At 55.6% G+C, this 19,337-nt stretch carries 18 protein-coding genes and 1 tRNA gene; 7 read left to right on the top strand and 12 right to left on the bottom strand.

Features of this window, described 5'->3' with window-relative positions; all coding sequences use genetic code 11:
* Window positions 1-798: 798 nt before the first annotated feature.
* The 3 genes from SH421x_RS18690 to SH421x_RS18680 all read right to left on the bottom strand — a co-directional run bounded on the left by SH421x_RS18690 (window position 799) and on the right by SH421x_RS18680 (window position 4,555).
* The gene (locus SH421x_RS18690) at window positions 799-3,090 is read right to left on the bottom strand and encodes an ABC transporter permease subunit/CPBP intramembrane protease (protein ID WP_488851336.1); all 2,292 of its coding nucleotides are present in this window, start codon (window positions 3,088-3,090) and stop codon (window positions 799-801) included.
* 5 nt (window positions 3,091-3,095) lie between these two features.
* Window positions 3,096-3,866 carry an ATP-binding cassette domain-containing protein gene (locus tag SH421x_RS18685; RefSeq protein WP_488851334.1) on the bottom strand — a complete coding sequence of 257 codons (771 nt, stop codon included), beginning with the start codon at window positions 3,864-3,866 and terminating at the stop codon, window positions 3,096-3,098.
* A 194-nt stretch (window positions 3,867-4,060) separates the two neighbouring features.
* Window positions 4,061-4,555: an acetolactate synthase gene (locus SH421x_RS18680; RefSeq protein ID WP_488851332.1), complete on the bottom strand. Its 495-nt coding sequence runs from the start codon at window positions 4,553-4,555 to the stop codon at window positions 4,061-4,063.
* Window positions 4,556-4,675: 120 nt separating this feature from the next.
* Here SH421x_RS18680 and SH421x_RS18675 point away from each other — a divergent pair, with 120 nt between their 5' ends.
* The gene (locus tag SH421x_RS18675; RefSeq protein ID WP_488851330.1) at window positions 4,676-5,065 is read left to right on the top strand and encodes an acyl-CoA thioesterase; all 390 of its coding nucleotides are present in this window, start codon (window positions 4,676-4,678) and stop codon (window positions 5,063-5,065) included.
* Window positions 5,066-5,072: 7 nt separating this feature from the next.
* Here the strand turns inward: SH421x_RS18675 and SH421x_RS18670 are convergent, their stop codons facing one another.
* The 7 genes from SH421x_RS18670 to tpiA all read right to left on the bottom strand — a co-directional run bounded on the left by SH421x_RS18670 (window position 5,073) and on the right by tpiA (window position 9,461).
* Window positions 5,073-5,711 (bottom strand): phosphopantothenoylcysteine decarboxylase domain-containing protein, encoded by a 639-nt coding sequence (locus SH421x_RS18670; RefSeq protein ID WP_488851328.1) that lies wholly within the window; start codon window positions 5,709-5,711, stop codon window positions 5,073-5,075.
* 11 nt (window positions 5,712-5,722) lie between these two features.
* Window positions 5,723-6,268 carry a flavoprotein gene (locus SH421x_RS18665; RefSeq protein ID WP_488851326.1) on the bottom strand — a complete coding sequence of 182 codons (546 nt, stop codon included), beginning with the start codon at window positions 6,266-6,268 and terminating at the stop codon, window positions 5,723-5,725.
* Window positions 6,265-6,528 (bottom strand): DNA-directed RNA polymerase subunit omega, encoded by a 264-nt coding sequence (locus SH421x_RS18660; protein ID WP_488851323.1) that lies wholly within the window; start codon window positions 6,526-6,528, stop codon window positions 6,265-6,267. The genes SH421x_RS18665 and SH421x_RS18660 overlap by 4 nt, the downstream gene beginning before the upstream one ends.
* Window positions 6,525-7,121, bottom strand: a complete 597-nt coding sequence (gene gmk / locus SH421x_RS18655; protein ID WP_488851321.1) for a guanylate kinase — start codon at window positions 7,119-7,121, stop codon at window positions 6,525-6,527. Before gmk ends, SH421x_RS18660 begins: the two co-directional genes overlap by 4 nt.
* 41 nt (window positions 7,122-7,162) lie before the next feature.
* Window positions 7,163-8,047 carry a YicC/YloC family endoribonuclease gene (locus SH421x_RS18650; RefSeq protein WP_488851319.1) on the bottom strand — a complete coding sequence of 295 codons (885 nt, stop codon included), beginning with the start codon at window positions 8,045-8,047 and terminating at the stop codon, window positions 7,163-7,165.
* Between the two features lie 73 nt (window positions 8,048-8,120).
* Window positions 8,121-8,663: a preprotein translocase subunit SecG gene (gene secG, locus SH421x_RS18645; RefSeq protein ID WP_488851317.1), complete on the bottom strand. Its 543-nt coding sequence runs from the start codon at window positions 8,661-8,663 to the stop codon at window positions 8,121-8,123.
* A gap of 42 nt (window positions 8,664-8,705) precedes the next feature.
* A complete protein-coding gene (gene tpiA / locus SH421x_RS18640) occupies window positions 8,706-9,461 on the bottom strand; it encodes a triose-phosphate isomerase (protein WP_488851315.1) in 756 nt (251 codons plus the stop codon).
* 1,023 nt (window positions 9,462-10,484) lie between these two features.
* On the opposite strand from tpiA, the gene SH421x_RS18635 reads away from it, so the two are divergent.
* From SH421x_RS18635 to SH421x_RS18625, 3 genes are all read left to right on the top strand, one after another.
* Entirely contained in the window at window positions 10,485-10,799 is a 315-nt protein-coding gene (locus SH421x_RS18635) for a hypothetical protein (RefSeq protein WP_488851313.1), read from the top strand.
* Window positions 10,800-11,287: 488 nt separating this feature from the next.
* A complete protein-coding gene (locus tag SH421x_RS18630; RefSeq protein WP_488851311.1) occupies window positions 11,288-11,620 on the top strand; it encodes a hypothetical protein in 333 nt (110 codons plus the stop codon).
* 250 nt (window positions 11,621-11,870) lie between these two features.
* The gene (locus tag SH421x_RS18625) at window positions 11,871-12,212 is read left to right on the top strand and encodes a hypothetical protein (RefSeq protein ID WP_488851309.1); all 342 of its coding nucleotides are present in this window, start codon (window positions 11,871-11,873) and stop codon (window positions 12,210-12,212) included.
* 225 nt (window positions 12,213-12,437) lie between these two features.
* Here SH421x_RS18625 and pheA read toward each other — a convergent pair whose 3' ends face one another.
* The gene (gene pheA, locus SH421x_RS18620; protein ID WP_488851307.1) at window positions 12,438-13,532 is read right to left on the bottom strand and encodes a prephenate dehydratase; all 1,095 of its coding nucleotides are present in this window, start codon (window positions 13,530-13,532) and stop codon (window positions 12,438-12,440) included.
* Between the two features lie 310 nt (window positions 13,533-13,842).
* Between pheA and dnaK the strand changes: the two genes are divergently transcribed.
* Window positions 13,843-15,771 (top strand): molecular chaperone DnaK, encoded by a 1,929-nt coding sequence (gene dnaK, locus SH421x_RS18615; protein ID WP_488856454.1) that lies wholly within the window; start codon window positions 13,843-13,845, stop codon window positions 15,769-15,771.
* A 216-nt stretch (window positions 15,772-15,987) separates the two neighbouring features.
* Window positions 15,988-18,651: an ATP-dependent chaperone ClpB gene (gene clpB / locus SH421x_RS18610; RefSeq protein WP_488851305.1), complete on the top strand. Its 2,664-nt coding sequence runs from the start codon at window positions 15,988-15,990 to the stop codon at window positions 18,649-18,651.
* 102 nt (window positions 18,652-18,753) lie between these two features.
* Here clpB and SH421x_RS18605 read toward each other — a convergent pair whose 3' ends face one another.
* Window positions 18,754-18,942, bottom strand: a complete 189-nt coding sequence (locus tag SH421x_RS18605) for a DUF6800 family protein (protein WP_488851303.1) — start codon at window positions 18,940-18,942, stop codon at window positions 18,754-18,756.
* Window positions 18,943-19,210: 268 nt separating this feature from the next.
* On the opposite strand from SH421x_RS18605, the gene SH421x_RS18600 reads away from it, so the two are divergent.
* Window positions 19,211-19,290, top strand: a tRNA-Ser gene (locus SH421x_RS18600).
* Window positions 19,291-19,337 lie beyond the last annotated feature (47 nt).

The raw sequence follows: 19,337 nt of genomic DNA, 5'->3' as shown, positions 1-19,337 counted from the left end.
CGCGAGGCGAAAGGCGATGGTGACGGCGTTGGATAAACTCACAACCTCAGTCCACTTTGCCCCCCAAGAAAAAAACGGCGCTGAGTCCGGTCCACTTGCTCGGATAGTCCACATCCATCGCTGCGCTTGGAGCGTGCCAAAAAAAAAATCGGTGCCGAGTCCACTCGCCACACAGGAAAAAAAGAGGATCGGTCCGGTCCACTCCGTCACCTGGAAAATACGTATGCGGTCCGGTCCACACACAACCATCTTGGTAGAAACGACTTACAGAGATGTCATCCTTAAAGATTGACGACCGCATTTATGGCCACGCAAGTCCGTAGCCATGGTGCCCAAATTAACACTGGGTCAAGATGGGGGGATTTCGACGAAAAAAAAATCGCGTGCGGTCCGGTCCGCTACGCGATCGAGAAAAAAACGAGTGCGGTCCGGTCCGGTGCTATGGGGGAAACCATAACGTATGCCGTCACTGCCAATTCGGCAAATCGCCCAGATTAACGCTCGGGCAGAGTGTGCGGTGGGATGACAGAAAAATTAGTCCGGTCCGGTCCACTCCGGCCAGAGCTGCATGAAGAATTCGTGAGGGCGTATGTCTCACCTGGATGGAGGGGCCATCCGGCTTTTCGATCGACATTCGTCCTTAGAGCGGTTCCACTCAGTCTGTAGCGTTTCAGCTGGCTACGGCTGCGCCGGTCTGCGTTGACCTGCATCGACGAATCTAAGGATTCGCCTGCTTAGGTCGCCTTGCCCAGCTTGCCTTGCCGACGCTGAAGACGCTACAGCCTTCGAGGAAACGCTCTAGTCATTCGACATTCCGGCCGGGCCGCGCGCGGCGGCCGCTTCCGATGGTTGGCGGGTTAGCGCTTTTTGCAGGCGTTCTTCGTCTGACAGATTGGCTGGCAGCGTGGCGAAGTAGCAGAACAAAGCGATAAATGCGACAAACGCGGTTCCGACCAGCAGAGGCTGATAAGGGCAGAACTGATCGACAATCGCGGTGACGTCCGCATCGGGGGGCGTCGGCAGAAAGATGTAAGCCAGCCAATCGGATTCTTTCACTCCGTCGGCTCGCAGCATGGTTAGGCCGATCGCCAGGCTGTTGTGGGTGACGTGGTACGCCATACAAGCAAACAGGCTGCGTGACTGTACCGCGAGAAAGCCGACCAGGATGCCCACAATCGTTGCGTTGATCGATTGTTGCAGCATGCCGTGCGTGGCGCCGAAGAAGAGGGCCGTGATGACGATGGCGCCTGACTTATGCCCCATGTGACGCAAGCCTGAAAGGATGAACCCGCGGAAGGCGAACTCTTCGCAGATCGCCGGCAGCGCGGCCATCAGCAAAATCACCACCACAAACGGCAAACCTTCCAGGGCAGGGCCCAGCAATGCTTCTAGTTGTTGCGTCGTTTGGCTGTCGATCGGAAATTGATCTCGCACCAACCAACCCAGCATCGCCGAGAACGGATGAACCGCTATAGCCAACAAAATTGCCGCAGGGACCGTCATTAGGTAGGGGAGCTTCAGCAGGAAGGTCTCGCGCCAACTGCGGGCTAACAGCGCCGCCAACAACAAGACCGGCAACAAGATCGTTAAAAACTGGATCGACAAAATGTAGGCGACAAAGCCACTGCCTGTAGTCGGCAACTTGAACAAAGGGCCAGCAAAGTAGCGGATCATCAGGATCAGCAGGCCAGCCAGGATCGCTGCGCCGGCGCGCGGCGTTGGACCGCGATCGCGATAGAGGTGAATCACCCAAGCTTTCAGATCAAAGCGTTCGCTTTCACTGAATAGAACCGATTCGTTGTTGAACTGATCTATCGCCCAGCGAATCGAAAGCCAGATGCAGACTGTCGTCACCAAGATCACGCCGGGAGCATAGATCAATGCGTCTTGGTAATTCCCTTCCATGAGCGTTTTCATCAGTAACAAAACGCCGGTGACTGGGATCAAGCTGCTGGCTAGCGTAATTTCGACTGAAGGGAGAATCGGCAAGATCACCAGCGGCAGATTGACCATCAGCAGCGGCAGTAAATAGTATTGTCCCTCTTTGCTGCTGCGGGCCAGCGCTGCGACCGCCAAGGCGAGCGCACTGAAGAGGGCCGCCATCGGAATCAGCGCCAGTAGTAACCAACCGATCGACCAAACAGGCGGAGGCCCAAAATTCAAGCGTCCATCGGCTCCGGCCGCCGAAAGTTGCCCCATGACCAGCGTTGCGGTCAGCCCCATGCTGGCGAGATTTAATAACGAGGTCGCAATGCTGAAGGTCATGATCGCCAGCAGTTTGCCGCCGACAATTTCGGATCGCAAAGCCGGGCTAGAGAGCAACGTTTCGAGCGTCCCGCGTTCTTTTTCACCGGCACACAAGTCGATTGCCGGATAGAAAGCACCGGTCAGCGCCCAGACGACGACGATAAACGGAAAGATCTTGGACCAGATAAATGAGCGACGTTCAGGCTCTTCGGAAAGATCAATTTCGTCGACAGTAAAGGGGTTGGTCACTTCCGGCGGAACGTCATGCGCCGCCAGATTGCGAGCGATCATTAATTCGCGCCAGCGCTTTAGGATCGTGAGAAAACGCCCATGAGCGGCGATCGATTTTTCGCGTGCCGAGTTGACAAAGATTTGCGGTTGCGGGAATTCGGCCTCGGACTCTTGCGATTCAGATTTGGCGTCGCCGTTGACATGATCCCGAAACTGCTCGAACCGTTCAGCGAAGCCTGGGGGAAAATAGATGAGCGCGTCAAACTGGCCGGCGGTGATTGCGTCTTGCGCCGTTTGGCGGATGATTTCGGGATCGATGGTCCCTTCGAGGATTTCGATCTCGAACATGTCGGGCGACCAGTCTTCTCGCATCAAGTCGACCGAAAAATTTTCGCCATCCAGCAGCAGCGGAGAATCGGGAAGCTCAGAGGCGCCGACAATTTGCAGGCGAGCCGGGTTCTGTTGCCGGAACTGCATGACCTGCATCACCAGCAAGCCCATCAGCGGGTAGAGCAAGACCGGCAGGATGACGATTGAAAAGAGGGTGCGGCGATCACGTAGTTGATCGCGCAGCTCGCGGAACAGGATCAGCTTGATGTTGTACCAACTCATGCGTTTTAGTCTTGCTTGGCTCCGGCATGGTCGGCCATGTCTTCAGGCTCGCCGATCAAGTGGAAGAAGATCTCTTCCAAATCGGGCTGCGAATAACGATCGCGTAGTTCGGCTTGGGTTCCTTCGGCCAGGATTTTCCCTTTATGCATAATCGCAACTTGGTCGCACAGCTTTTCGACTTCGCGCATGATGTGCGAGGAAAAGATGATGCACTTTCCTTGCTCACGGAGCTCGGCGATGATCTGCAACAACGCGCGGCCGACAAATACGTCGAGGCCGAGCGTTGGTTCGTCAAATACCAACACCGGCGGATCGTGGACAATGGCGCGGGCGATCGATACTTTTTGTTTCATGCCGGTCGACATCTTCGAGCCCAGGACGTCGCGCATTTCTTCCATGCGCAGACGTTTGAAGATGGTCGCCATCCGGTCTTGCAGTAGGCCTTCTTCGAGCCCGTATAAGCGGCCGAAGTACTCGACCGTTTCCCAGGCGGTCATCCGCTCGTAGACGGCGGTATTAGTCGAGACAAAGCCAATCTGACGACGGACCATCGCCGGTTCGGTGACGACGTCATAACCGTTGACTTGGACCGAGCCGCTCGTGGGACGTAAGACCGTACTGAGGATGCGGAGGACGGTTGTTTTGCCGGCGCCGTTGGGGCCTAGCAGACCGTAGATTTGGCCCGGCATCGCGAACAGGCTGACGTGATCGACCGCGACGAATTGGCCGCGGCGGAGATCGTCGTATGCTTTGACAAGTTCGCGAACGTGAATCATTGACGACCAGACGAAAGGGGAGCGTCTGCGGCTTGCCCGCGCGGCGAGCCAGGGCTTAAGCGGAATCCATTATTGTGCAGTTAATTCTATGTGATGCGAGTGCCCAACTTGGCCTGGCAGGCGCTGAGAAGCGAAGAGAGTTCGGCTTTGTCGTCGATCAAGCGGATCGTGCGGATTAACGCGGATGCGACAATTTAGTCGTCGTCAAATTTCAGATCTTGTTCGGTCAGAATGCGGAAGTTTTTTCTGGACAAGGTTTCCATCGCCATTTCGATATTGTCGGTCATCAGCGCGACGGCCGGACGATCGTTGGGCGTGTTGAGCAGGGGATAGGCCTGGACGATGTTGACTTCGGCTTGCAGCAGTGCGGTACAGACCTGCAGCAGCGGCTGCGGCCCACGCGGCAGTTCGATCCCGATCAGGTCGCTTTCGATCAGCGCCAGACCGGCACGCTCTAAGATTTCACGCCCTTGCTCTGGTTCGCTGAGCAGAAAACGAACGAAGGCGCATTCGGTGGCGTCATTGATCGAGAGCGCGACGATGCGGACGTTCGAGCCTTCGAATCGGCGGACGATTTCCAAAAGCTGACCGACGCGGTTTTCGAGAAAAACCGTGAATTGTCGCAGCGAAGGATAGTCTCGTCCGCGCATGGTTAAATAATCGGTACCAGATTCGCCGTCAGAGCTCATGGAGATCCTTTCGTCGGCAGAACGCCCCACGAATGCGGGACGAATGACGCCTTTCGATTTCGCTAACTATAGAATACGCTTAAGGTTCGGTCAACTTGCACGTAGCCCAGCGGAGTGGTTGTGATTACGAAGTTTGAAATGCACATTCGCGTCCGTTACCAGGAAACCGACGCCCAGGCTCGCGTTCATCACGCGAACTATATCACGTATTTTGAGGTCGTCCGAACCGAAATGCTACGCGAGCTTGGCTTTAGTTACCGCGAAATGGAAGAGTCAGGGCTCTTTTTGGTGGTTGCCGAGGCCGAATGCAAATACCGCGGACCGGCCTTTTTTGATGACCTGCTGTGCGTTTCGGTCGAAACGGTCAAAGCAAAAGGGGTGCGGATCGAAAATCAGTACGAAGTGCGGCGAGACGGCGAGTTGCTCGCGACAGGGCGAACGCTGCTGGCGTGCGTGGATAAGTCCGGCAAGCCGCGACCGATTCCGGAGCGGCTTTGTTTGGTGAAATGACGAAGTCCTACGATTGCGACTTCATCAACTTGATCTCGATGGCCTGCATGATGCCGGCGGCGACTTCCGCTTTGGGCCCAGAGAGCATCGCGGCAACTTCGCCGTCACGATCGAGGATCTCCACACGAATGTCGGCGGAGTTCATCGCCTCGGGGCCGTTCAAGACGATCAAATCGCAGTTCTTTTTTTCGAGCTTCACCAGCGCGCGGAAACGGGCGTCTTCGGTCTCCAAGGCAAAGCCAACGACCCATTGAGCTGGCTGCTTTTTGGCGCCCATAGTCGCTACGACGTCGGGGGTCTCAATCAAATGCAAGGTGAGCGGCTGGCCGGTCTTGGCGATCTTGTGCCCTTCGACCCGTTCAGGGCGATAGTCGCAAGGGGCGGCGACGCCGATCAAGCCATCGCAAGCGGGAAACTCGGCTTCGCATGCGGCCAGCATTTCTTCGGTGGTGATGACCGGAATAACGCGTGCCTTGGGCGGATACTCGACCTGAACCGGGCCTGAGATGATGGTGACGTCATGTCCAGAGGCGATTGCGGCGGCGGCCAGAGACGCGCCCATGAGGCCACTCGATCCGTTCGTCATGTAGCGAACAGGATCAATGTACTGCCGCGTGGGGCCAGAGGTTATCAGAATTTGGGCCACGTTTGCACGTATCAGGAAAGGGTCGCCAAACGAGCTTGAATCGCTGCGAAAATCTCGTCTGGTTCGGACATTCGACCAGCGCCTTGATCGCGACAGCTGAGCCAGCCCGATCCGGGGCCGACCATTTCGACATTGTCGGCGACCAACTGTTGGACATTGCGTTGGACGGCCGGCTTGGCCCACATTTCACGATTCATGGCTGGCGCCATCAGGACGGGGCCGGTGAAGACGAGATAGATCGTGCTGAGCAAATCATCGGCGGCGCCGTGGGCGGTCTTCGCCAAGAAGTCAGCCGAAGCAGGAGCAATGCATAGCAGATCGACCGACTTGGCGATCTCGATATGCGCACCAAGCGGATAATGAGGATCGAACGCATCGAGCGCTGGCGGCTTGCCGGTCAGCGCGGCGAAAGTCGCCGCGCCGATGAATTTGGTAGCTGCCGACGTCAGAACGGTGGTTACGTCAATGTCAGACTGCACAAGCCGGCTGACCAGCATCGCCGTTTTGTAGGCGGCGACGCCTCCGGTAACTCCGATCGCAACGCGACGTCGACTCATAGATCGCCGCCGAAGTCGTCAAAGAATTGTCCACCATCACTTTCGCCGCCGGTGATCCGAACTTCGTTCGACATGTCGAGGTGAATTTTGTCCTGCTTGATTTCTTCCAGCACGATCTCCATCTTGTTCTCACTGGCGATGGTGACCAACGGACGGCTGCCGGCATTGAGCGCGACCAGTCGTTTTTGGATCAGCGTGGATAGCTTAAAGCGACCACCGACCTTGTTGATGATGTATTCTTCTTTCAGTTCTTCCATCATAGCGCATCGTCTCCCGAATCGTTTTGAATCACGTTCGCCAGTCTTTGAACGGTCTCGTTCACGGCGCCGGCGTCGTTCACAATCTGATACTTGTATTGGTGCATCGCGGCCAACTCTCGCTTAGCGGTAGTCAGGCGACGCTGAATCGTTTCTTCCGGTTCGGTCCCTCGACCACGCAGTCGACGCTCCAGCTCTTCTTGCGAGCCGGGGCTAAGGAAGATTGTCACCGCAGCCGGATACTGCTTGACGATTTCCATGGCTCCGTCGACATCGATCTCTAACAGCACCGAAATCCCTTGTTGCAGTCGGTCTTCAACTTCGCTACGCAGTGTGCCGTACCAGTAGCCGTTGCCAAATACTTCAAACGTCTCGAGAAACTCTCCCGCCGCTTGGCGACGTTGAAATTCTTCGGTCGACAGAAAGTGGTAGGATTTGCCTGCGACTTCGCCGGCACGCGGAGGTCGCGTAGTGGCCGAAACGCTCAGTTCCAGTCTCGGCTCCGCCAGGGCGAGTAATTTTTGCACAACGGTTGTCTTTCCAGACCCCGACGGGCCTGAAAGGATCACCAATTTGCCGGTACGAGCTGAAGCCATATCGTGTCGTCGCGGTAAAGTCGTGTTAGCCGTAACGAAACTCATTCGATGTTTTGGATCTGCTCGCGGATTCGTTCGATGCAGGTTTTCATATCCACCACACGGCGCGCGATCTCTGAGTCGTTCGCCTTGGAGCCAATCGTGTTGGTCTCGCGAAACATCTCTTGCGTCAGGAACTCTAGCTTGCGTCCGGCCGAATCCTCGTTTTGCATGATCGCCGCGTATTGATCGAGGTGGCTCTTGAGTCGCACCACTTCTTCCGAAATGTCAGTGCGGTCGGCGAAAACTCCTACTTCGCGAATGACCGAAGCGGGATCGGCCGTCACCTCAAAGTCTTCCAACAGCTTGTTCAAACGTTCGGTGATGCGCGTTCGATAGTTCTCGACCACCTGGGGCGCTAGTTTCTCGACCTCGGCCAACTGTGCGGCGATCTCCTGGCAGTTATTGGTCAGGTCGGCGCTCATCGCGCGCCCTTCTTCGCTCCGCATTTGCGTGAACCGAGTCAGCGCTTCGTGCAAGACTTTTTCGAGCAGCGGCCAATCGGCGTCGACGTCAATCGCTTCGCTGTTGCGCTCTTCGATAACGCCGGGCAATTGCAGCAGGCTGTCCCAGTGGGGCGTTTCGGCCAGGCCCAAGTCCGAGCTGACGCCGCGCAGCTGATGCAGATAGCTTTTCAGTACGGCGGCGTTCAAGCGATAGTCGTCTGCGCTTGCTTCTCGATGAACGCGATAGTTGACGTTGATTGTCCCGCGCTTCGCATGCTTGCGAACGATCGCTTCGATCTGCGGTTCAAAACAAGCGTAGCCTTCGGCCCCGCGGATGTTCAGCTTGAAATAGCGGTTGTTCACCGCGCGAACTTCCACAGTAACTGCCAAGCCGTCGAGCTGGGCATGCGATTCGCCAAAGCCTGTCATACTTAGCAGCACGAGCGGAACGCTTTCAAACCGGATAGGCGAGACCGTCGGAGAAGTTCGACGGCCGGAACAATCGTGAGCAGGCCTACTCGGCGGCTGGCTTCTCTTCCGCTTTCGGTGCTTCCGCAGCGGGAGCTTCCGCAGCGGGAGCTTCCGCAGCGGGAGCTTCCGCAGCGGGAGCTTCCGTTTTCGGTGCTTCGGTGGTTGCTGGGGTTTCAGCGGCAGGAGGAGTTTCCGCCTTTGGCGCTTCCGCAGCAGGTTGCTCTAAGTCCGCAGCCGGAGTTTCGCCTGCGGCTGGATTGAAGGGAACTCGCTCAGCATCCGCTTTTTCGCCGGGGGTCGCAGGAGCTTCGAGGCTCGGCAACGGAGCGGCGCCACCCTTTTGCAATTTAGAATCGCCCGAGGTTTGAAGCATCGCCAGCGCAACGCTGCAAAGCAAAATCCAGACTAGGGTCACAATGGCCGTAACGCGGGTGAAGGTGTCACCCGCTTTGGCGCCAAACGCACTCGTGCCGCCGGACCCACCCAAAGCGCCAGTCAAACCGCCGCCTCGGCCCCGCTGGACAAGCACCAGGAGGATGAGGAAAAGCGAGAGAAGGCTCAGCACAATTCCGAATAAATATTGCATCGATCGATCCGTGAGTAGTTGCCAGTTCGGGCGTAGGTTGCGTTACTTGGCGCCCGCGATGATTCCTAGGAAGCTATCCGCTTTTAATGCGGCGCCACCAACCAGAGCTCCGTCGATGTTCGGCTGCGAGAGCAATTCGGACGCATTGTCAGGCTTCACGCTACCACCGTACTGAATACGGACTTTTTCGGCGACGGCCGAATTGTAGCGAGCTTCGACCACCTTGCGAAGATCGGCGTGAACCTCTTCGGCTTGCTGCGGCGTCGCCACTTTGCCGGTGCCGATGGCCCAAACCGGCTCATAAGCCAAGACGATGGTTTCCATTTGCTCGGCCGACACGCCGGCCAGCGACCCATAAAACTGTTCGGCGACAACATCCGCCGTTTTACCGTTTTCGCGTTCTTCTAATAGTTCCCCGACGCAGACGATCGGTACCAAACCAGCCGCTAAGGCCGCGTGAACCTTCTTGTTGATCATAGAGCTTGATTCGCCAAAAACATGGCGACGCTCGCTATGACCAAGAATCACGTACTGGCAACCGACATCTTTAAGCATTGCGGCGGAAATTTCACCGGTAAATGCGCCAGATGCCTCAAAGTAGATGTTCTGAGCGCCTACGCCGATGGGGCTATCTTTCGCGGCAGAGAGAATCGCCTCTACATATAGAGAGGGCGGACAAACCGCGACTTCGACCGAGCAGTCGGCCGGAAGACCCTTCGCGATCCCTTCAACCAGGGCGATACCTTCCGCTCGGGTGGAGTTCATCTTCCAATTGCCGGCAATAAAAGGTCGTCTCACAGGGGCAGTCCTCTGGTTGGCTGGGAACAACGCATGATATCGGATCCATGACAGCAAGCCGCCAAGAACGAACCGATCAATATATCACGCCGACTTACCCGCCGTCGAGAGGGAGCATCCCCGGACCTAGACCTCTTTTTAGCCTTGATTTGCCGAGGCTTGCGGGAACTACATGACATCCTTTGGGGGGTATGTATTGAAGTTTGGGAGACTTTGGACGCGTAATGGAGGAAGTAAACGAATTCGTCTGCCTTAGTTTCTTCTGTTGTACACCCAATGAATAGGTAGTGAAAAATGATCACCAATCAATCTCACCATCAGGTGCAAGCGTTCGGACGCTGGATCGTGCTCGGCGTTTGCAGCGCAGCGCTTACCGTCATGCTAGCAGTTCCGAGCTTCAGCACTGCACAATCGTCGTCGGATGTTGCCTGGCGCGGTATTTTTCGCCAGCCTACCTATGTAGCCCCGACTTATTCTGCTTATCAAGCTACACCTGTTCGATCCGGCCACTGTTCCGACTGCGTAAGCAGCTACCGTGAGCCCAACATTGTGATCGGGACGTACCCGAGCAATTACTGGTAAGGTAATGCGGCGAATAGGAAGTCGCCAACCTATGAACAGAGACCTGCGTCCTTCAGGCAACGAAATCTAAATTGCCTGAAGGGGGGTGAGTATTGCATTCTAGTGCGAACTGGGGGCCTAATAACACATGCATCCCCCATCTCTGCCGCACTTTCACCGGTCGCTAGCTCGGTATCTCTGCGTTAGAAGTCTAGGGAGTGTGTTGACTAGGCGGCATCGTCGAGTCTGGTTGAGTCGTCCTTTTTCCGAAAAGGGAGTCGTAAAACGGCCGAGCTTAGTTTCCTGACTTCTATCCGTGCCTAGCAAGAGTTCGATTTCGGTTTGTGCTTTTGCTGTCGAGTCCGTTCGATATCGATGTTCCATCCACTCATTTGCGTCAGAGGATTTTAGAGTATGAATACGGCTTCTTTTCGCAGGGAGTTTCAAAGATCAGGACGGTGGATGCTTCTGGGCGTCGCCACCGTCCTGCTGTGCGCGGCCTACGTTGCACCTGGTGGTCGTGACTTGCAGTCGGTGTGGGCTACGTCAGCGTCATCGCAAGGAGTTGCTTGGCGCGGCAGACCAGTGCGTCGCGTCTACTACCAGCCTGTGATGCCGGTTGTCCCTGTCTTTCAGCCAAGCCCTGTGGTTGTGGTCAGCCCTGGATTTCCGGTGGGTCCGACCGTCGTTCGTAATTATTACCGCCCCTGGTTTGGACCGGGATACGTCCGCGGTCCGGCTCGCGTGGTGACTCCGGTCAATCGCTTTTACTGGTAGTGCGACTGGAGAACGATCACTCTCCCCACCTGGTCGCAATCTATGCAGAATGTCTTGATTCCGCGAAGTGGAAAGCTCTTTCCACTTCGCGGTTTCGACATTTCTGGTTTTCCTGGTTATTACGGTCGCACTGGTTAATCGTGCCGCGTGACTGAGATTGAGCCGCGTGACTGCGAGTCGGTCCAATAAACCGCTTCTTACCAAAATCGGTATCTCTTTGTTGCTTGGTAAGGTAAACGGCGTCCGCGGCGATTGTTCGATTCTTTCGCAGAAACTGGCCGATCAAAGACTACAAGCAGGATGACGACGTCTCAAAAGCTGAGGGTCGTCAACCATCGAAGGCGTCTTTCGGTCGTTGCGCAACGGGCCAACATCCGAATGAGGCGTTTGCTTTGCGATCCATGTTGGTCGCTGAGAAATGGCTTGTAGTTTGAGATTGGTCCCGTTTGGATTGTCCGACGATCCAAGGTTTTTGAGGAGCAGAAACGATGAATGCAGTCCCTTTTCGATCGCAATTTCGGCGGTTTGGCCATTGGATCGCACTGAGCGCGGCAGCGTTTGTGTTGACCATGGTTTATGCCGGATCCGCTTCGTTGGCGACGTCAACGCTGCAAAAACAAGCGGTCGCCTGGCACGGGCCTGGCTTTGCTCAGACCTACATGGGGCCGATTTTCGGGCGTCCTATCCATAACCACACCGGGTATAACCGTGGTTATGGACCGATCTATGGCCCGGGTTACAACACAACCCCGTTCTATCGTCCGCTTCATAACGGTGGCGGCGGCGTGATCGTCATACCCAACGCGCGCGTTTATTGGTAATCGCAGCGACTGCTCGCCACCTAAAAGTCGGTGGAAGATCCATGAATTCTCTTCTGGGGAAGCAAAAAAAACTTCGCAATTACGGCTTGAGAAGCTACCGCACGTCGAAATGATCAGGAGGTGCACATCCTGTATTTCGGGGGGAAACAGCCGTAGATGGATCAAGGAGCGAGGGTTCTTGGCATGACCTTTGCAATAGATGTCAGCCATGAATTTGAAGCATCCCTGTCCAAAAGAAGGAGTTCATATCATGGGTATTGCACGCTTCCGTAAGCAATTTCAAGCCATCGGATCCTACGCGGTTCTCAGCGTAGCTGCCGTTGCGATGACAGTCGCGTACGCGGCCCCCGGTTTTAGCGGTTCGCAATCGACGCAGGCGCCGTCGGCAACCGCGTCTCACGAGGTTCAGGACGTCGCATGGCGCGGTCGAGCTTATCGACGTGGCTATTATCGAGCGCCTGCCTACCGAGGTGGTTATCGAGGCTATGGCTACCGTAGCTATGGTTATGGCCCCCGCTATTATCGCGGCGGATATTACGGACGTCCGTATGGCGGCGCGGTGGTAACGCCGCGAATCGGCGTTTATTGGTAAGCCGAACTCTCGCCAATCCGCAGTGATCGCGCAACTTACTAACTGAACGTTGCGCGATCGGATCGTGGTTAATTCACAAAAACGGCGTGAGTACGAGCTCAAAACTCGTGCTCACGCCGTTTATTTTTTATAGCTGTCGTTTCTTTGAGTCGTAGGAGAAGAGCAGTTTTTGGGGCGAACTTTCCGGGGGTAAATCCCTTGACCGCTCATGCGAAATTGTTACGCCTAATCCGCCGGCGTCATCTTGCGAAACGAACCAAGCACTTCCAGACGAATTGTTTTCTTCTCAAGCGCTGCGATGGTTCGGCGGATCTTCATTTCGCTTTCGTGCCCTTCCATCTCGACAAAGAAGAGATATTCCTGGTCTCCGCCTGAGACCGGAAACGATTCGATCCAGGTTAGATTTAGCCGGTGACGTTTGAAGATGTTCATTGCGTCGGCCAATGCGCCCGGCTTGTGTTCGGTCTGAAACATCATCGCCGTTTTGTCGTCACCGCTCTTCTTGCCCGACTCGTTGCCGATCACAGCGAAGCGAGTAATGTTGCGGGGATTGTCTTCGATGTTCTCTGCAACAAAGTTTAAGCCATAGTTAACGCCGGCGGCGCGACTTGCAATGGCTGCAACGCCTGCTTGCTGCGTGGCTAATTGCGCGGCGGCGGTAGTGCTGGTCATTTCACTGACGCGTGCTTGCGGCAAATGCTTGGCTAGCCAGTTGCGGCATTGGGAGATGGCTTGCGGCTTGCTGTAGACTTCGCGGATTGCTGCGCGCTCGCATTTCGCGAGTAGGCAATGATGGATGCGCAGTTGAATTTCACCACAGATTTTAAGCGGTAGCTTGGCGAACATGTCCAGCGTATCGGTCACGCGTCCATCGTTTGAGTTTTCGACCGGGACCAAACCAAACTGGCAAGTTCCGCGGCTCACTTCTTCAAACACGGCGGCGATGGTCGCAACCGGCACTAACTCGGCGCTTTGACCGAAACGTTCGATCGCCGCCTGATGGCTATAGCTATATTCAGGACCAAGAAACGCAACCTTCTGTTGCGCGGCGACGGTTCGGCAGCCGCTGAAGATTTCGCGAAAGATTGTTCGGATCTCCTTCGGGGGGAGGACGCCGCGGCTTTTCTCAGCCAGAGCATCGATCCGCTGGTCGTCGTCGATCAAGTCGTCGACCGGATTGCCGTCCGCCGCCATTTCGGTCGCGGTTTGGACCAACTCGGCGCGCTGCTGAAGGAGACTTGCGAGTTCGCGGTCGAGGAGGTCGACTTCACGCTTGAGCGCCGTCGGGGTAGGGCGTTTCGCACTCTTTTTTTTCGACATTTCGTCCCTTCTCCACCAAGTTCGATTCGCCCGAACCGGCGATCGTCAATCGAGTTCGCATCTATCGTAATCAACCGCCGCGAGTTACGAACCCCCATCTGCCGCGCGGTTGATTTCTGCTGCCAATTTGGCATCAGGCGGTAAAATCGGCCTGGCAGTCTAGTTGGTAAGTATTTTTATACTAGTGACTTAGGTTGATTGGCCATGATTTTTTTCACATTGGCATGGAGCTTGCTTTCTATCCTTGCCGTCAAATTAACCAGACGCAAACCGAGGGGAACCTCGAATCATACGAGGAGGAATGAAAATTATGGCACAAGGCGAAACGATCATTGGAATTGACCTGGGGACGACCAATTCGGTGGTCGCCATTATGGAAGGTTCCGAAGTCAAAATTATTCCGAACGCCGAGGGCAATCGACTCACGTCGAGTGTCGTTGCGTTTACCGACAAGGGGGATGTCCTGGTCGGAGAGCCGGCTCGTCGTCAGGCGGTGACCAACCCCAAGAAGACGGTCTACTCGATCAAACGCTTCATGGGTCGTCGTCACAACGAAGTCGACTCGGAAGAGAAGATGATCCCGTACCAGGTCGTCGGGGGAGCCGATGAGTACGTCAAAGTCAAAATTGGCGATGCCGAATATACTCCTCAAGAGATCTCCGCCAAAGTTCTGCAAAAGCTAAAAGCAGCGGCCGAGTCCTACTTGGGCCACAAGGTCAACAAGGCGGTCATCACCGTACCGGCTTACTTCAATGACGCTCAGCGTCAAGCGACCAAAGACGCCGGTCAAATCGCCGGTTTGGAAGTCGCGCGGATCATCAACGAACCGACTGCAGCGGCCCTGGCCTATGGTCTAGGCAAGAAGAAGGCTGAGAAGATTGCGGTCTTTGACTTGGGCGGCGGTACCTTTGATATTTCGATTCTCGAAGTTTCTCCGCCGGAAGGTGAAGAAGAAGGGGAGCGAACCGTCTTTGAAGTAATCAGCACCAACGGCGATACGCACTTGGGTGGCGATGACTTTGACGAAGAGCTGATCCACTACGTCGCGGATGAGTTCAAAAAAGAGCACGGCGTTGATCTTCGCAAAGACACGATGGCTCTGCAGCGTTTGCAGGAAGCGTGCGAAAAAGCGAAGAAAGAGCTCAGCTCGCAATCGCAAACCGACATCAATCTGCCGTTTATCACGGCCGACGCGTCGGGACCTAAACACTTGCAGATCTCGATCAGCCGCTCGAAGTTTGAAGAGCTGACGGACAACTTGATCCAGCGCTGCCGCGTTCCGGTCGAAAAGGCGCTTGCCGACGCGAACCTAAAGCCGAGCGACATCGACGAAGTCGTGTTGGTCGGTGGTTCGACTCGGATTCCCAAAGTCGCGGAGATGGTCAAAAAGATTTTTGGCAAAGAACCGCACAAAGGGGTGAATCCTGATGAAGTGGTTGCCGCTGGCGCCGCGATTCAAGGAAGCGTGTTGTCAGGCGATCGTAAAGACGTGCTGCTGTTGGACGTGACTCCGCTATCGCTGGGTATTGAAACGCTGAACGGCGTCTTCACCAAGCTGGTCGAGCGGAATACCACAATTCCGACCGAAAAGAAGCAAACCTTCTCGACGGCCGAAGATAGCCAGTCGGCGGTGACGATTCGCGTGTTCCAAGGGGAACGTCCGATGGCGGAAGACAACCGCTTGCTAGGACAGTTCAACCTGGATGGAATTCCGCCGGCTCCGCGTGGCATGCCGCAAATTGAAGTGAAGTTTGATCTCGATCAAAACGGCATCTTGAACGTATCGGCGAAAGACGTCGGCACCGGCAAAGAGCAGCACGTCAAAATCGAGCAATCTTCTGGTTTGTCGGAAGCCGAGATTCAACGGATGCAAAAAGACGCCGAAGAGCACGCCTCGGAAGATAAGCGGAAGCGTGAACTGGCCGACCTGCGCAACCAGGGCGAATCGATGTGCTTCCAACTAGAGAAGCTAATCAAGGAGAACGGCGAAAAGCTTTCTGACAGCGACAAACAGCCCTTGGAAAAATCGATCGAGAAAACCCGCGAAGCGGCCAAAGGCGAAGACGTCGACGCAATCAAGTCGGCGATCAGCGAACTGGAAGCGGCATCGCACGCGTTTAGCAAAGTGTTGTACGAAGGCGCCGCTGGCGCTGGAGCGCCCGGAGCGGAAGCCCCCGGCGCCGAAGCAGCCGGAGACGACGATGCGATCGATGCTGAGTTTGAAGTGAAGAAAGACTAGTTGCGAGCTATCCGAGTCTACAGGGGACGAGCTTTCGTCCCCTGTAGGTCTCGTTCGCAAGCTTGCCGGTTTCGCTTTCTCTGGACGCCGGCGCGACGCCCGCGTGTTGTCTGTTCGGGCATTTTCTTTTTCGCGGTGATTTATTCCCGCCGCTGATGTACAAAAATAAGTGCGCAGGAAATATGCGCAGATTTCCCTAATGGAGGCGCGAGGACCATGGCGATACGTTTTGATAAATTTACGCTCAAAGCTCAAGAGGCGGTGCAAAACGGTCAGGCAATTTGCCTAGACGCCGGCAATCCGCAGTTCATTCCGATGCATCTACTAGGCGCTTTGCTGCGTGAGTCGGATGGCGTGGTGAAACCGCTCCTCGCGAAGATCGGGGCCAACCGCAGCCAAATTACTCAGTTGGTCAATTCCGAGCTGGGACGCTTACCTAAGGTCTCTGGCGTGGGCGGTCAACCGGCGCTCTCGGCCGAACTGGATCAAGTGCTGCAAGCGGCGCAGCGTGAAGCGGATGTGATGAAGGATGACTTCGTTTCGACCGAGCATTTGATGCTGGCGCTGACAAGGATCAAAAGTGCGGCGCAAGAGATCTTGAAAGTGAACGCCGTCACCGACAAAGAAGTCCTCTCGGCGCTGCAATCGGTTCGCGGCAGTTCACGCGTGACCGATCAAAATCCAGAGTCGACCTTTCAGGCGCTCGAGAAGTATGGCATTGATCTGGTCGAGCGCGCCAACCAGGGCAAGCTTGATCCGGTGATCGGACGCGATCAAGAGATCCGGCGCACGATTCAAGTGCTCTCGCGAAGGACCAAGAACAATCCGGTGCTGATTGGTGAGCCAGGCGTTGGCAAAACGGCGATCGCCGAAGGATTGGCGCTGCGTATCGTCCAGGGAGACGTGCCGCAAAGTTTGAAGAACAAGCGGATCATCGCGCTGGATATGGGCGCGCTGGTCGCAGGCGCGAAATTTCGCGGCGAATTTGAAGAACGCTTGAAAGCGGTTCTGAAAGAAGTGCAGGATTCAGATGGCAATGTAGTGCTGTTTATTGACGAACTGCATACCGTGGTAGGCGCCGGCAAAGCAGAGGGAGGGGCCGACGCGGCGAACCTGTTGAAACCGGCGCTGGCGCGCGGAGAGCTCCGCTGCATCGGTGCGACGACGCTGGACGAGTTTCGTCAGTACATCGAAAAGGATGCGGCGCTGGAACGCCGTTTTCAGCCGGTTCTTGTGGGCGAACCCTCTGTAGAAGATACGATCGCAATCCTGCGAGGGCTGAAGCCTCGTTACGAGGCGCATCACGGCGTGAAGATTAAAGATTCGGCGCTGGTTGCGGCGGCGAAACTATCGGATCGTTACATCACCGATCGCTTTTTGCCCGACAAAGCGATCGACTTGATCGACGAGGCTTCGAGCCGCTTGGCGATCGAAATGGAGAGCGTTCCCGGCGAGATTGACGCAGTGCAACGTCAGCTAACGCAATTGGAGTTGGCCGATCGTCAATTGGCGGAAGAAACGGAAGAATCGGCGATCGAGCGTCGCGCGGAGATTCAGGCCGAAATGACCGATCTTCGCCGGCAATTGGCTTCGCTGCGCGAGCAATGGGAAACCGAAAAGCTGGGGCTGGGAGATGTCACCAAAGTTCGTCAAGAACTGGCTCAGTTGGAACTGCAGTATTCGCAATTGCACGCATCGATCCAAGAGAAGCAAGCGATCGGCTCTCCGGTGCCAGAGTCAGACTATCAGCAATTGTTTGAGCTGCAAAAGAAACGAGACGCGCTGACTGCGCGGATGGATGCGGAGGTCGATAACTCGGAAGCCGCCCAAGAAGAGAAGAAGTCAGTTCGTCGCTTGCTGCGTGAGCAAGTTACCGAAGAAGAGATCGCTGAAGTGGTCAGCCAGTGGACCGGGATTCCAGTAACGCGGATGATCGAGTCCGAGCGAGCCAAGCTGCTGGTTCTGGAGGAACGCCTGCATCAACGGGTGGTCGGCCAGAATGAAGCGGTCGAAGCCGTCGCGAACGCTGTCCGGCGAAGTCGCAGCGGACTGCAAGCGACGAATCGACCGATTGGGTCGTTTATTTTTCTGGGGCCAACCGGCGTGGGAAAAACTGAGCTTTGTAAAGCGCTGGCAGAGATTTTGTTTGATGATGAGCATGCGATGGTGCGCATCGACATGAGCGAGTACATGGAGCGGCACGCCGTCAGTCGTTTGATTGGCGCTCCGCCTGGATATGTGGGTTACGAAGAAGGGGGCAAACTGACCGAAGCGGTCCGTCGGCGTCCCTACAGCGTGATTTTGCTCGATGAGATTGAGAAGGCGCATCGCGACGTCTTCAACATCTTGCTACAAGTGCTGGATGATGGGCGACTGACTGACAATCACGGTCATACCGTCGACTTCAGCAATACGATTGTCGTCATGACCAGCAACATCGGCAGCCAAGCGATTCAACAGATCGCCGCCGAAGGGGGAACGGACGAAGAGGTGCGTGAAGCGGCCCAGGCCAGTTTGCGGACCCATTTTTTGCCGGAGTTTTTGAATCGTGTTGATGAGACGATTGTCTTCAAGCCGCTCTCTCAGAGTCAATTGCGGAACATCGTTGAAATCCAAGTTGGATTTCTGGCGAAGCAATTAGAAGAGAACGGCATTGATCTGGTGATTACGCCGGCGGCCAAAGATGCGCTGGCGGAAGAAGGCTATGACCCAGCCTTTGGAGCGCGGCCGCTGAAGCGTGTGATTCAAAATCAGTTGCAAAACGCGCTGGCGACGACGATTTTGAAAGGGGATATCGGCGAAGGTGACGGAGTCACCATCGACTACGCCGCTGGCGCGTTTCAGTTTCAGAAGTTCAAGCCTGACTCGGCCAGCAAGTAAGCTGGCGAACCGGCTGACCCCCAAAAAAAAGAGCCTTGGCAGTTTTGCCAAGGCTCTTCTCATTGTGTTTGCTCTGAAATGCAGCTGGATCAGCCGTCGGAATTAACCGAGAAGCTTCCATTCTTTGATCAGCATTTCAGCCGAAGGAGTCATGCGACGCAGCTTTTCAGCGATGCGGGCCTTCATTTCGCCAGACGGGTTTTTCGCGAGAATCGCTTTGAATTTCGTGTACGATTTCGCGCGATGACGGCGACGTTTCAGCTCTTTCCCACGTTCGCTAATAACCGGCACGTGTCTCTCCTAGAACTCTGTATATTGTGGTAGTTGGGGTTGCGTTAAACGGATAAAGATAGCAATTGACAGCATTTACGTCAATGACCAGTCGCCGGCAGCGGCGAACCAATGCCAGCAAAATGGGTCCTAAGGAAGCCAACAGAGCAAAAACGACAGTTTCCGCTGTAACCTATTACAGAGCGAAGGGTTGCGTTGACAATCCTTCGTCCCGTCGATACATTAACTCCTTCCCCGGCAGCGAAAACTCGCATTCGGGGCAAATTCAGGAGGCGAGCCGAATGGTTAGGGAGCGGTCTTGAAAACCGTCGCGGGCAACCGTTGGGGGTTCGAATCCCTCCGCCTCCGCTTGGGCCGGCTTGTGATTAATCACAAGCCGGCTTTTTTTGTTTCCT

The sequence above is a fragment of the Blastopirellula sp. SH421 genome (genome assembly GCF_057808535.1).
Note: the sequence above shows the minus strand (reverse complement) of the source record. Positions and strands in the feature narration are given on the sequence as shown.

What these genes read in the sequence shown, in the direction of transcription:
- SH421x_RS18690 (WP_488851336.1), bottom strand. Translation starts at nt 3,090, where the DNA reads ATGAGTTGGTACAACATCAAGCTGATCCTGTTCCGCGAGCTGCGCGAT.
- SH421x_RS18685 (WP_488851334.1), bottom strand. Translation starts at nt 3,866, where the DNA reads ATGATTCACGTTCGCGAACTTGTCAAAGCATACGACGATCTCCGCCGC.
- SH421x_RS18680 (WP_488851332.1), bottom strand. Translation starts at nt 4,555, where the DNA reads ATGAGCTCTGACGGCGAATCTGGTACCGATTATTTAACCATGCGCGGA.
- SH421x_RS18665 (WP_488851326.1), bottom strand. Translation starts at nt 6,268, where the DNA reads ATGAGTCGACGTCGCGTTGCGATCGGAGTTACCGGAGGCGTCGCCGCC.
- SH421x_RS18660 (WP_488851323.1), bottom strand. Translation starts at nt 6,528, where the DNA reads ATGATGGAAGAACTGAAAGAAGAATACATCATCAACAAGGTCGGTGGT.
- gmk (WP_488851321.1), bottom strand. Translation starts at nt 7,121, where the DNA reads ATGGCTTCAGCTCGTACCGGCAAATTGGTGATCCTTTCAGGCCCGTCG.
- secG (WP_488851317.1), bottom strand. Translation starts at nt 8,663, where the DNA reads ATGCAATATTTATTCGGAATTGTGCTGAGCCTTCTCTCGCTTTTCCTC.
- SH421x_RS18635 (WP_488851313.1), top strand. Translation starts at nt 10,485, where the DNA reads ATGCTTCTGGGCGTCGCCACCGTCCTGCTGTGCGCGGCCTACGTTGCA.
- SH421x_RS18630 (WP_488851311.1), top strand. Translation starts at nt 11,288, where the DNA reads ATGAATGCAGTCCCTTTTCGATCGCAATTTCGGCGGTTTGGCCATTGG.
- SH421x_RS18625 (WP_488851309.1), top strand. Translation starts at nt 11,871, where the DNA reads ATGGGTATTGCACGCTTCCGTAAGCAATTTCAAGCCATCGGATCCTAC.
- pheA (WP_488851307.1), bottom strand. Translation starts at nt 13,532, where the DNA reads ATGTCGAAAAAAAAGAGTGCGAAACGCCCTACCCCGACGGCGCTCAAG.
- dnaK (WP_488856454.1), top strand. Translation starts at nt 13,843, where the DNA reads ATGGCACAAGGCGAAACGATCATTGGAATTGACCTGGGGACGACCAAT.
- clpB (WP_488851305.1), top strand. Translation starts at nt 15,988, where the DNA reads ATGGCGATACGTTTTGATAAATTTACGCTCAAAGCTCAAGAGGCGGTG.